Source organism: Mucilaginibacter sp. P2_A4 (genome assembly GCF_056405015.1).
This window is the reverse complement of sequence record NZ_JBFUCX010000024.1, coordinates 32,571-45,483: the sequence shown is the minus strand read 5'-3', so window position 1 is coordinate 45,483 and position 12,913 is coordinate 32,571. Positions and strand designations below refer to the sequence as shown.

General features: G+C 42.4%; 8 protein-coding genes. All 8 read right to left on the bottom strand.

Features of this window, described 5'->3' with window-relative positions:
* Positions 1-86 precede the first annotated feature (86 nt).
* The 8 genes from AC1DYB_RS29350 to AC1DYB_RS29315 all read right to left on the bottom strand — a co-directional run bounded on the left by AC1DYB_RS29350 (position 87) and on the right by AC1DYB_RS29315 (position 12,894).
* A complete protein-coding gene (locus AC1DYB_RS29350; protein WP_477440348.1) occupies positions 87-2,288 on the bottom strand; it encodes an alpha-N-acetylglucosaminidase in 2,202 nt (733 codons plus the stop codon).
* A gap of 109 nt (positions 2,289-2,397) precedes the next feature.
* Positions 2,398-3,873 carry a RagB/SusD family nutrient uptake outer membrane protein gene (locus AC1DYB_RS29345; RefSeq protein WP_477440346.1) on the bottom strand — a complete coding sequence of 492 codons (1,476 nt, stop codon included), beginning with the start codon at positions 3,871-3,873 and terminating at the stop codon, positions 2,398-2,400.
* Positions 3,874-3,877: 4 nt separating this feature from the next.
* Complete coding sequence (locus tag AC1DYB_RS29340) at positions 3,878-7,246, bottom strand: TonB-dependent receptor (protein WP_477440344.1); 3,369 nt, start codon at positions 7,244-7,246, stop codon at positions 3,878-3,880.
* 188 nt (positions 7,247-7,434) lie between these two features.
* Positions 7,435-8,526 carry a FecR family protein gene (locus tag AC1DYB_RS29335; protein WP_477440342.1) on the bottom strand — a complete coding sequence of 364 codons (1,092 nt, stop codon included), beginning with the start codon at positions 8,524-8,526 and terminating at the stop codon, positions 7,435-7,437.
* A gap of 114 nt (positions 8,527-8,640) precedes the next feature.
* A complete protein-coding gene (locus tag AC1DYB_RS29330; protein ID WP_477440340.1) occupies positions 8,641-9,174 on the bottom strand; it encodes an RNA polymerase sigma-70 factor in 534 nt (177 codons plus the stop codon).
* A gap of 313 nt (positions 9,175-9,487) precedes the next feature.
* The gene (locus tag AC1DYB_RS29325) at positions 9,488-10,261 is read right to left on the bottom strand and encodes an HAD-IIA family hydrolase (RefSeq protein WP_295715430.1); all 774 of its coding nucleotides are present in this window, start codon (positions 10,259-10,261) and stop codon (positions 9,488-9,490) included.
* Positions 10,262-10,722: 461 nt separating this feature from the next.
* A complete protein-coding gene (locus tag AC1DYB_RS29320) occupies positions 10,723-11,526 on the bottom strand; it encodes a (Fe-S)-binding protein (protein WP_477440338.1) in 804 nt (267 codons plus the stop codon).
* 72 nt (positions 11,527-11,598) lie between these two features.
* On the bottom strand, positions 11,599-12,894 hold the full coding sequence (locus tag AC1DYB_RS29315) for a 4Fe-4S dicluster domain-containing protein (protein WP_477440336.1): 1,296 nt from the start codon (positions 12,892-12,894) through the stop codon (positions 11,599-11,601).
* Positions 12,895-12,913 lie beyond the last annotated feature (19 nt).

The window sequence follows — 12,913 nt, the reverse complement described above, 5'->3', positions numbered from 1 at the left end:
CTCCCGCGTGCAAATCGACTTTGCAAATTCGGAATGTCCTGCGGGAGACGCAATTATGCATCTCTACAAAAAAACAGAGGTATTGGTTAATACGCTGCCTGCTGCACCAAACTATTATACTTTGCAAATAAAGCCTTTGATTTTTCAACGCCATCGCCTTTGGCGGCATCGGGGTATGCATTATCGTGCTTATTAACCCATTGCCATTCCCAGTTTTTTACCTGTGCATCAAATGCTTTGTCATCAAAAGCGGTACCTGTTGCCAATGATTTATTAAGCTGCGAAAAATATAATTCCCAGCGGGGTTTATAATAGCCTTTTATTAAACCTGCCCATTGCCGGTTTGAATACTCGCGCAGGCCGCTTTCCTTATCGCCCCAAAGGGTAACCAGGTCGCGCGCGTTAAACTCGTAAAGGTTCTTTTCTTTTTCGGTAATGCCGTTTGCCCTTGCCTCGTTGATCCATTTGCCCAGTAAAAAATCTTTACGGGTACTTAGCAAGGAATCCATATCGTCCATCAACTGTAAAAACGCGGTGCTGTATTGTTTAAATGCTTCCTTATCACCGCTTTTATAGGCAGATGCCATTTTTTGCTGTAATGGCGTTGCATAATTAGCCAATACCTGGCGTGTTACGTCAATCAAATCATACTGAAAACCGTCACTTTGTTTTAAGCTATCGGCCGCGTTTACTAAAAGCTCCCATGCTTTTGCCAATTGCTTAGGGTCATAGTTCAGTTTAGTTAACACCCTATCGATAGTTTTTTGCATAGTTGGCCGGGCCACAATGATGGATTCCGGGCCACCTTCGGTAAGGCCGCCGCTGTAAACGGTGTTCAATAATATATGCCATGCGTTGTCTGCATTGGTATTTGTTTGTCCATAACGCCTGCGGGCATAATTGCTTACCCATGCATCCGCGTCAATAGGGGTATCGCGCCAAACGTTTTCAAGCATCAGGGCAAATAATGCCGGGTTTTGCTCAATCCCTTCTGGTGTTACGCCTATACCGGTCATGTTTTTTGATTCGGGATCATGCAGGGCAATGGCAGGATCGGCGGCTACATGACGCATACGGCCAAACAAACTGATGTTACCACCAAAGTTTTGCAGCATACTCCAGATCCATGGTTTACCGTAATAGGCTTCGGTGCGGTTCCAAACCGGGTGGGCATCACTGTACAAATCCAGAACGATCATCTGATCATCCGGTACAGCATTTAGCAATGCTTTGATTTGTTGTGGCTGCCAAAATTTGTTGTTGTAATGAAACATCCAGCCTTGCATTACCCATACCGCTTTGGGATCGGCGGCGGTCATGGATCTGAAAACTTTTTTACTCATCCCATCCAGGTAAGTAGAGTCATTGGTAGGAGGGACGTTTTCGTTAAAAGTATCTGCCGAGTAAAGGTGATCTGTGCCAAACTCTTTGGTTTGTGCCTCTATATATTTTTTGCCGATGGATTCAAATAACTCATCATCGGGATCAAGAATGTAAACATCTGGGAAGCCGGCATCCCAATTGGTTTTCTTAACTTTTGCTTTCGGGAACCGATCCTTAAAGGAAGGAGGCACGTGCCCGGTAAATGATGACAACACGGGTTTCATCCCGAACAAACGTTCGCGTTCCAGGATCTTTTTTTGCAATGCTTTGTGGCTATCCATCCAGTGCTGTGGCAGCGGGCCGCCCCAGGCATCAATGTTACCCATCCAAAACCAGGAGAAATAGGCCGGTCCGCTAAAAAACGCGTCCAGTTCTTTATCTGTAAAGCCCATGCTTTTATATACATCCTGCCAAACCGCTTCCTCGCCGGTAATGGCCAGCGGCATGTTAATGCCATTGAGTGCCATCCAGTCAATTTCTTTTTGCCAGCGTTCCCAATCCCACCAGGCCATGGTGTAATTAAAGGTGCAATAATTAAGGTAATAGCGGTATTGGTATGGGGTTGATTTATGGATTTTATTGTTAACCGCTGGCAAAGTTGCCGGGATTTTTAAATTGGTACCATTCCAGCCGATATCGCAAAAGCAATACGTTTTGAGGTAATAATTTAAAGCTGCCGCTACAGATAGGCCGTTGCTGCCACGTAAAACTATTTTACCATCGCTGTTATCAAGCTCAAATGCGTCTTTGCCATTGTCCTGGGCTATGGGTTCAATTACAAAGGCAGCTGATTTGCCCGGAATAACCCGTTCAATAAAATCATAGGAAGCTTTTTGGTCAACCTGTGCGTAGGTATTTAAACTAAATGCGGTAACAATAAATATCAATAAACCTTTTTTCATCATTTAAGCGGGTTCTTTTTTTATAGGGTATTATTTAAATAAAAATGCCGGTAGCCAGCGCAAATTAACTTAATAAATTATTGCTGGCTACCGGCCTTTAATTGATCATTACTTAAAAGTTTGGATTTTGGACTAAAACTCCTTTACTCTTATCAATTTCTACCTGTGGTAATGGGAAATAATAATTTTTAGGACGAACAAACGTCACCGTTTTAGACTGATCAAGAGGCGCTTTTGAAACTGCCCTGTTGTATATAGCTGCGATATCAACAATTTTAGCTTTGTCCCAGCGCATTAAGTCCTGGTGGCGCTCACCTTCGCCGGCAAGTTCTACGCGGCGCTCGTGGATCAGCTGTGTCATTCCTGCACCTACAACCGGCGGCAATAATGTTGATGCCCGACGCCTAACCTGGTTGATTAATGCATCACCGGCACCGGCGCCTTGTGTACGGATAAGGGCTTCTGCTACCAGCAGGTAAATATCAGCCGACCGCATTAATGGTACCGCGAAGGTATGATCTACACCACCACCATCTGCAGCTGTGTTAAATACCGCGTACTTTTTAAAAGCAAAGCCCGTTGCCGAAAGATCGGCAGTAAAGGTGGTTAAACCATTTCCATCGCCCAGGTCAACCTTGTCACCTACAGTTAATAAAGTCGCTGCTTTACGGGGGTCATTAGCTTCAAACTCGTTAGCCAAACCTTGCAATGGCTGGCTAAAGCCGTAACCACCCCATGGCCTTGGAATGTAGTAAACCGTAAAATCGTTTTGAACCACATTTTGTACCGCCTGGATAGAGAAAAGCAATTCTGTGCTATTCTCATTTGCACGGGTAAAATTGTCCTGGTATTTGGCAGCCAGTGCATAATTCGAATTTGAAATTACTTTTTGCCCTGTTGCAATTGCTTGGGGTAGTTTTTCCCAATACATATACAGCTTGGTTAAAAATCCAAGTGCAGTACCTTTGCTTACGCGGCCACGGTCTGAAGCTCCATAGCTTTCAGGCAGCAGATCAACCGCTTTCAGCAAATCGCTTTCTATTTGTTTGCGTACCTCTTCAATTGGTGATTTTGGAACATTAAAGTTTAGTTTGGTGTAATCATCTTCGGTAATGATAGGCACATCGCCATGAATGATCATTAAACGCCAGTAACCAAAAGCCCTTAAAAAATACGCTTCGCCCATGCTGCGATTTTTAACATCGGCAGAAATAGCTGTGATCTTAGGGATATTGATGATACAATTGGTAGCGCGGTTAATTTCCTCATATCTCCATCTCCATGGGTACCTGATAGCGGCGTTTGAGGCATCATAAGTAAGATTTTCGATACCCTCGTCTTCACCGTGGTCACCAGAACGCCAGTAATCATCGGATGGGGTATCAAATGTTGATTCCGCGTGGCCTATATAATCTTCTTCGGGTAAAATGCTGTAGATACCTGTTACCGCGTTAACAGCGTCAACCTCATTACGAAAATAGTTTGTGGAGCTGTAAACACCTTGTTGCTTCAAATCAAGTGCCTTTTTACAGCTACTGCTAAACAAGGCAAGCAATGTAAGCGTATATAATATTTTGTTCGATTTCATGATCTTATAATTTAACTGTTAAACCGAATGTAATTGTCCTTACTGATGGATACTGGGCTACATCAACCCCTCTTTGGAAGTTCCCGTTGGTATAACCTAACTCTGGCGTGTAGCCTTTGTATTTTGTTATAAAGAACAGGTTTTGGCCGGATGCATATACCCTTATGCTTTTTAAAGCAGCCTTTTTAGCCCAATTACCCGGTAGGGTATAACCTAAAGTGGCGTTTTTAAGACTTACATAACTTCCGCTTTCTACAAAAAGGTCAGATGTACGGTAGTTATCATTCGCACGATCAAGTGATAATCTTGGGATGGTATTGCTGGTACCCGGCCCTGTCCATCGGCCTAAGTCTTCGGCATACAGGTTAAACGGATAGGTTGGATCAATGCCCTGCATCCTATCGGCATTGTACAGGCTCACACCAAATACACCGGTAAAGTTTGCCGAGAAATCAAAACCCATGTATGATATGCTGCCTTGTAAACCGGCAGTAACGTTGGGGTTAGGGTTACCAAGGGTGGTACGGTCATTGCCATCAATCTGGCCATCACCATTTAAATCAAGGAAACGTACATCTCCTGGTTTAATATTGCCCTTACGGGAATCATTTTTAAGTGCCGGGTCATTATCAATATCAGCCTGGGTTTGGTATAAACCATTAGTTTTCCATCCATAAAATGAGGCTATTGGCTGTCCCTGGTAAGTTCTGGCAATTTCCTGGCTCGAGCGACCATATACGGTAGAGCCAACAAATGTTCCTTCGCCGTTTAGCTTGGTTACCTTGTTTTTGATGAACGAAGCGTTAGCGCCAAAGGAATATTTTACCTTGCTGCCGCCCTGGTAGTTCAATTCAACCTCAACGCCATGATTGTTCATGGTACCGATATTCTGGAAAGGGATAGATACCGATCCAGCCGATCCAACAACAGGTGGAGCTAAAAGCATATCCTTGGTGTTTTTATTGAACCAGGTTAGCGTTGTTGTTAATTGGTTATTCAAAAATCCCGCATCTAAACTAATATTGGTCATAGCTGTGCGTTCCCAGGCAATGACAGGGTTGGCAAGGCTGTAAACCGCAGCACCCGTGTAGCCGACACCACCAAACGTGTAACCATTGTTTTCATAAGTACTGCCAAGCCTGATTAAACTTGCATATTGAAATGTGCCTATATTTTGGTTGCCCAACTCGCCATAACCACCTGATAATTTCAGGTTGCTTATCCATGTTATATTTTTGATAAAAGCTTCATTTGATAGTCTCCAGCCCAAAGAGAATGCCGGGAAATACCCCCATCTTTTAGTTGGCGCAAATCTCGAAGATCCATCTGCACGGAAGGTTAATGTAGCCAGGAAACGACCGTCATAATCATAAAACAACCTGCCAAAACCAGATTGTAGCGACGACTCATCAGGTATCACGCTTGAATTGAACTGGCTATTGCCCTGGCCAAGTACTCGTTGGTCTTGCGAAGTGTCATCATATCCTAATCTTGATGCATTAAAACCGTACGTTTTAAAGTTTTGGTAGGAATAACCACCTGTAAACGTTACGTGGCTTTTGCCAAACACTTTATCATAAGTAAGGAATGACTCAAGCAATTGCGACGATAATTCGCCCTCGGTTTGTGTTAACGATGATGTGGTATTTTGCCTTGCCTGGTTAACATCCGCTATGTTAAAATTGTATGACCGGTTCAAGGTACCATCATACGCATAGTTTACACGCAGTTTTAATTCTTTTAAAAACGAAATCTCGGCAAAAGCATTCGCCAGCGCGCGGTATTTTTTATTAAACCTGTCTGCCTCCTGTATGGTTGCATAAGGGCTGTTTATATCGCCCAACTGGTTGGCAAAAGCTTTTGATGTGCCGTAAGTACCATCGGCATTAACCAAAGGTATGGCCGGGTTAAAGCGCAGTGCGGAGAAGATAAGACCTGTTTGTGAATTATTATTATCAAAACCGTTATTATTAGCATAATTCAACTGGATATTTTCGCCCAGCTTTAACCAATTAGTTACCTTATGTTCTGAATTGATGCGGGTACTGAAACGTTTATAGTTGGTTTTATCGATGATACCATCCTCATTATAAATAGAGGTGGAGAAATAATAATTGGATACATCATTCCCCCCCGTAATATTTACATCACCATTGGTTACATGACCGGTTTTCATGATGGCCCGCTGCCAATCTGTTCTCTGAGTAGCATAGTAGGAATCATTCCATGGTGCATCAATAGTTGCACCATCATTGGTATAACGCTCCCTTTTCAATTTGTACAGGTCGGGCGCGGTAAGCAGATCCAAATATTTGGTTGTATTAGAAAAACCGCTATAAAAGTTAACATTGGTGGCTAATTTTTGATTGTAGGTACCCTTCCTTGTAGTCACTAACACCACACCATTGGCGGCACGTGTACCGTAAATAGCTGCGGCGGAAGCATCTTTCAAAATATCTACCGAGGCTATATCGTTTGGATTGATATCGCTTAGGGCATCAGGGCTATTGGTAGGCACTCCATCAATAACTACAAGTGGGTTTGCATCATTTACAGTACCGGTACCACGAATCCTGATACTTGGTGCTGCACCTGGTGAGCCATCATTACGCACAATATTTACACCGCTGGCACGGCCATCCAAAGCCTGTGCAGCAGAGGTTACCGGCAGATTTTGAATATCACCGCCTTTAACGCTGGCAACAGAACCTGTAATATCAACTTTTTTGCTGGTACCATAACCAACTACTACCACTTCGCCCAGTGCAGATGGTAAAGCTGTCATCACAATGTTCAGCGGCTGATCTCCGTTTATAGTTACAATCTTTTTTTCATAGCCGATATAGCTAATCTCCAGCACACCTTTGTCGGGGGCGTTAATCACAAAATTACCGTTAATATCGGTAGTGGTGCCCAGGTTGGTACCCTGCAGCCTAATGTTTACACCAATTAGCGGTTCGCCTTTGTTATCAACAACTTTTCCTTTAACAATAAGCTGGATGTTGCCGTCTTCGGGAGTTGAGATAATAACTACATGGCCATCGGTCATTTTGTAGGGTAGTTTATTATCAATAAGCGCACCTAATACCTGCTCAATTGTTGCATTTTGCACATCAAGATCAACCTTGCCCAATTTTTTAAGGGACGCGTAGTTGTAAAAAAAGCGGTAATCGCTTTGTTTTTGAATTTTGGTAAGTATACTACTTACATCTGTTTGCTTAATGCTGAGTGTGAATTTCTGTTGCGAATATACATTGGCCGAAACCTGCATACATGTAACCAGAATTAGAAAGAATACTGCTTTCATTAGCAAAATAACTTTAAGGCATACGGGGGCAAATGGACTTGCAAATGCCCTTCTTGTTTTTTTCATTACATTTGTTTTGAAAATTAATGGATAGAGTAAGCGCCTTCATAACACACTTACTCTTAATAATAAATCCCAGATTTTTGCAGGGAAGAGGTGCAACTCTTCCCTTGTTTATTTATGGGTTTTCAGGAATCTGATAAGTAAATGTTTCTCTTCATGTTTTGTAATTAAGTTAGTATTAGTTGGGGTATTTATTTTTTAAGCTTATAGGCCAGGTAAACAGTATTGCCTTCAATTTTTGATTGAAATGGCATAATCTGTTTTAGGATCAATAGCGCGCTTTCCAAGGTTTCGTTTTTCAGCACACCGCTAATCTGTTCCTTTTTAAGTGCTTCATCTTCAAATACGATGTGCACATCATATTTGCGTTCCATTTGCCGGGCAACATCTTCAAAATCATTATTAACAAACATGATTTTGTTCTCTGTCCAGGCATTTTCCTGGTAAATGTCATTACTAATATTGGGCAGTGTAGCCACTTCATATTTTATTTTAGCCACATCCACCTTAATTGACGGATGGCTGGCAATTGGTAACGGGTTATTTATAGTGAGCTTTTCATGAGGTGATAAAATGATTTTCTTTTCAGGGTCGTCTGTTAACTCTACCTGCACCTTACCTTTCAATAAGGTAGTTTCGGTTGATTTATCATCCCGGTAAGCCTTTACATTAAACACAGTGCCTAAAACCTTTACAGTAAACCCGGCGGTGTGTACTAAAAATGGTTTCTTAGCATTTTTGGTCACTTCAAAAAAACCTTCTCCTTCTAAATTTACTTCCCGTTGCGCATTTGAAAAAACAGATGGATAGGTAAAATGGCTGCCGGCATTAAGTTTAACTTTGGTGCCATCCGCCAGGGTAACCTGCATCATTTTACCAAAAGGTACATCTACTCTTTTTATGGTAACTTCAGCAACCTGCCGGCCCACCTGCTGTTTGTAATAAAACAAAAAGCTTAGCAAAGCAAACACCGTTACCGCCGCTGCCGAACCTATCCATTTCCAATAATTGAACGATCTTATATTATCATTTAATGTTTCAGTTGCTGATCCTTCCGCACTTTTGATTTTAACCCACAGCTCATCAAGCTTGTTGTTTATCGCCGTTACCTCTAAAATAGCATCATCCTTATTAATTGTGCTGGTTAAAGCATCCGTTACATGCTGTATCTTTTTATATCCCGGATACTGTTTTAAAAATAGTTCGAGTTCTTTTAATTCATCTTTACTGGCCGACCCATCCATGCTTTTGGCCATCAGCTCAATAAACCTTGATTTTCCCATAGTTTAGTTAATCTGATATAAAGACACCAAACAATTAAGATTTTCCTAAAAGATTTTGAAATAAAATTAAAATTTGTTTTACCTGGGTTTGTGCACGGTAAATTTGGAAGAAACTTAGCTAAGGACGCTTTCGAGTTTTTTAAGCGCGATGGATAATTGGGCAAATACCGTTTTGTTTGATAGGTCAAGGATAGATGCTACTTCGTTGCAGCTAAGCCCATCTTCTTTTACCATTTTAAAGATGAGTTTGCAGCGGGGGGGAAGGCAGTTAACAGCATTGATGATTTCGGCATGAAGCTCCTTACTGATAAGTAATTGTGCCGGATCTGCATTGAGGTGAAAGTAAAAAGATTCGGCAATATTTAGTTCCCTGACTGTCCTGGACGAATTACTGCGGATATGATTAAGGCAAGCATTTTTTACAACAACATATAAATATACCTGCGGGTTCCTGATCTTATCCAGGGAGCTGCGGTTGAGCCAGATCTTCACGAACACGTCGTTCACAATTTCCTCGCTGGCTTCATTGTCGTCCAGAAAAGAATTAGCGAACTGGCAAAGCTTAACTACTTGTGCTTTGTAAAGCTCGTTAAATGCCGACTCATCATTATTAAATCGGATTAAGTGAACAAGCTCATGTATATTCAAAGTGACAGCCAATTAAAAACAATTTCTTGTAATGCATTACCTCGAGGCACGCAGTAAATGTAAAGAAATTATTACATACCGATAAAATGATAATAGAGGATCACAGGGAATCCCTTAAAAAAAACGCCACGTCATGCCGAATTTATTTCGGCATCCCACATTCATTGAGCACGGGATAGGTCTGCAGCAGGTAAGTCGGTGACGTGGCAGGCGTGATTGTCCTGTGAGATGCCGAAATAAATTCGGCATGACGTCCGCGTTTTAATTTCGAACTCCTCAGGCTAATATAAAGCCACTATAAATTTAAAATAGTTTACCACCATTTTAAAGGGAAAACTATCTTGTCAACCGAACTCGCAATCATATCGGGTTTAAAGGCATAGTTGCCCAAGGTTTCTTTACTTGATATACCAGACAATACTAAAATGGTTTTATAGCCCATTTGAACACCACCCTGTATATCTGTTTCCATGGTATCGCCAATCACGGTTGTTTCTGCGGTTTCCAGACCCAGGAATTTGCGGGCCGATCTCATCATTACCGGGCTTGGTTTACCGGTTACAAATGCTTTGCGGCCGGTTGCTTCTTCAATCATGGCGGTTGTTGCCGCGATACCTAAATTGTTCCATCCAGGTTTTTTAGGAGAGGGGTCTCTATTGGTTGTGATAAACTTTGCACCGGCAAGTATCATATCAACTGCCCGCTGTACCATTTCAAGCGTGAAATTACGGCCCTCGCCCAAAACCACAAATTCAGGATCCGAGTCGACAAGAGTGATGCCGTTTTCATGCAAGCTGGTTAATAAACCGCCTTCGCCCAATACGTAAGCTGTACCATTTGGGCTTTGGTCGCCAAGAAACTTTCCAGTTGCCATGGCGCTGGTATATACATGTTTGGTTTCTACAGTTATGCCCATTCTTTTTAATTTACGCACCACTTCCAGGCTTGTACGCTGGCTGTTATTGGTCATAAAAGCAAATGGTATATTATTATCTATAAGGTGTTTAATGAATTTATCGGCTCCTGAAATCAGCTCTTCACCGCTGTAGATCACGCCATCCATATCAATTAAAAGTCCTTGTTTCATATTTTTGGTTTTAATAGTCGATTTATGCCTGCAAGATTACGTTGTAAATCAATAACATCAAATCCTTATTAAAAATAAACCTGCAGGGGGATTTTTAGGTTTGCATGACAGCAATGAAGTGATTTATTGAACTATCATTGTGAGTTTTACTATCCGGAGGACACTGAAAGGAAAATGACGTTTGAAAAGTTTGTCATCCTGAGGAACGAAAGATCTATTCGCAGACTTGTACGGGTCGAAGAAGCATAGCGGAGAATAGATCCTTCAAATCGTTCAGGACGACAAAAGCTTTTTTAGTAAATACGTCATGGGTAGGTACGAAGCAATATCCAAGGCGTAAAGAGGGGCTCTACAAGGTCGATCTACTTATGTAGAGATTGCTTCGTACCTCGCAATGACGACCTGTTTTTTATTTGTATATGACTAAAAATACTTATTGCTTTGAGTATAACGTTGAAGCCTTACAATCCATTCGCCCTAACGGTTAATTCGGCAACATCAAGTACCTGTATTGCCTGTTCTTTTTCTTTGAGTTTAACGCCGTCGCTAAGCATGGTCATACAGAAAGGGCAGGCCGAGGCTACGATTTGTGCATTGGCATTTATTGCATCCTCAATTCTTTCGGCATTTATTTCTTTGTTTCCTTTTTCTGGCTCTTTAAACATCTGGGCGCCGCCTGCACCGCAGCATAGGCCGTTGCTTTTGCAGCGTTTCATTTCAACCAGTTCGGCATCCAGCATCTCCAGGGCTGCACGAGGAGCCTCATACACATTATTAGCCCGGCCCAAATAGCAAGGATCATGAAAGGTGATCTTTTTGCCTTTAAAGCTTTCACCGCCTTCGGCTTTTAATTTTCCCTCATCAATCAGCTGCTGAATAAGTTGTGTATGATGAATTACTTCATAACTACCACCCAGGCCGGGATATTCATTTTTAATGGTGTTAAAACAATGAGGGCAACCTGTTACTATCTTTTTTACGGAGTAGGCATTCAATACCTCAATATTGGTCATGGCCTGCATCTGGAACAGGAACTCATTACCGGCACGCTTAGCGGGATCGCCGGTGCAGCTTTCTTCGGTACCCAACACGGCATAGCTGATGCCTACATGTTGCAGAATCTTACAGATATCGCGTGTTATTTTTTGCGCCCGCTCATCAAAGCTTCCGGCACAGCCAACCCAGAATAATAATTCAGGTTCTTTGCCTTCGGCAGCCATTTGCGCCATTGTAGGTATCTTTAGTTCGGATTTCGGATCTTCCATTTCGGATTTATTATTTTCCCAGGGCATATAAACCTTGGATTTATTTCATTAAGGCAAGCTTAAAACCGCCTGCTATTTCTCTGCCCAATTCAATCTATCGGCCTGGCTATATTTCCAGGGAGCGCCGTTATTTTCAACATTGCCAAACATACCATTCAGGCTGGCTGGCGCCTGTGATTCTTCCATCACAATGTAACGCCTCATTTCGGTAATAATGTTCAGTGGGTCGATGTTTACCGGGCAAGCATCTGTACAGGCATTACAGGTAGTGCATGCCCATAATTCTTCCCTGCTGATGTAATCATCAAGCAATGATTTGTTGTCATTATGATCTTTGCCAAACTTATCAATATTATTACCCACCTCTGTGATACGATCGCGGGTATCCATCATGATTTTACGGGGCGATAGCAATTTGCCCGTGATATTGGCCGGGCAAACGCTTGTACATCTGCCGCACTCGGTGCAGGTGTAAGCATCCATCAGGTTTTTCCAGGTAAGGTCGGTTACATCTTTGGCGCCAAAGCGACCGGGAGCTGTAGCCTCCGGAACAAAAGACGGATCAAGCATGGCTTTTACCTCATTGGTAACAGAAGCCATATTGCTGAATTGCCCTTTAGGCGTAAGTTTTGAATAGTACGTATTTGGAAATGCCAGCAGGATATGAAAATGCTTGGAATAGGGCAGGTAATTTAAAAATGCCAAAATGCCCGTGATATGAAACCACCAGCACCCGCGTTCAATCATTTCCAACGGTGTTGCCTGGTTGGGCAACAATGGGGCGATAAAACTGCTTGCCGGGAAACTGCCCGCTTTTAGATAATGGCCAACGTGAAGCGCCTGTAATTTGTAATCGGCAGCGTTCATGGTTAAAAAAGCAACCATGAGCGATATTTCTATGATGAGGATATAGTTGGCATCCGATTTTGGCCATGCGGTCATTTCTTTACCGCTGAAACGCTTTAGGTGCACAATATTTCTTCTGGTTAAAAAAACAACACAGGCAACAAGTACCAACACAGCCAGTACTTCAAACCCGCCAATCAGGAAACCGTATAAACTTCCCAACGGCTTTGAAAATATCCTATGCGAACCAAAGAGACCATCAATCATAATCTCCAATACTTCGATATTAATGATCACGAAGCCTACATAAATAAATATATGCATTATCGCGGCTAAGGGGCGTTTTACCATTTTGCTTTGCCCAAGGGCCACCTTGGCCATGGTTTTCCAGCGTATGGCCGGGTTGTCATTGCGGTCGGTATCGCGGCCCAACAGGATATTGCGCCTTATTTTACCCGCGTTTTTTGTGAACAGGTAAACAGCGGCAGCAAGAATGATAATAAATATTATTTGTGCAATCATTACTAAAAGTTTATTGACA

Bases quoted from the DNA above. Each gene is read 5' to 3' on its own strand.
- AC1DYB_RS29350 (WP_477440348.1), bottom strand. From the start codon at position 2,288: ATGATGAAAAAAGGTTTATTGATATTTATTGTTACCGCATTTAGTTTA.
- AC1DYB_RS29345 (WP_477440346.1), bottom strand. From the start codon at position 3,873: ATGAAATCGAACAAAATATTATATACGCTTACATTGCTTGCCTTGTTT.
- AC1DYB_RS29340 (WP_477440344.1), bottom strand. From the start codon at position 7,246: ATGAAAAAAACAAGAAGGGCATTTGCAAGTCCATTTGCCCCCGTATGC.
- AC1DYB_RS29335 (WP_477440342.1), bottom strand. From the start codon at position 8,526: ATGGGAAAATCAAGGTTTATTGAGCTGATGGCCAAAAGCATGGATGGG.
- AC1DYB_RS29325 (WP_295715430.1), bottom strand. From the start codon at position 10,261: ATGAAACAAGGACTTTTAATTGATATGGATGGCGTGATCTACAGCGGT.
- AC1DYB_RS29320 (WP_477440338.1), bottom strand. From the start codon at position 11,526: ATGGAAGATCCGAAATCCGAACTAAAGATACCTACAATGGCGCAAATG.
- AC1DYB_RS29315 (WP_477440336.1), bottom strand. From the start codon at position 12,894: ATGATTGCACAAATAATATTTATTATCATTCTTGCTGCCGCTGTTTAC.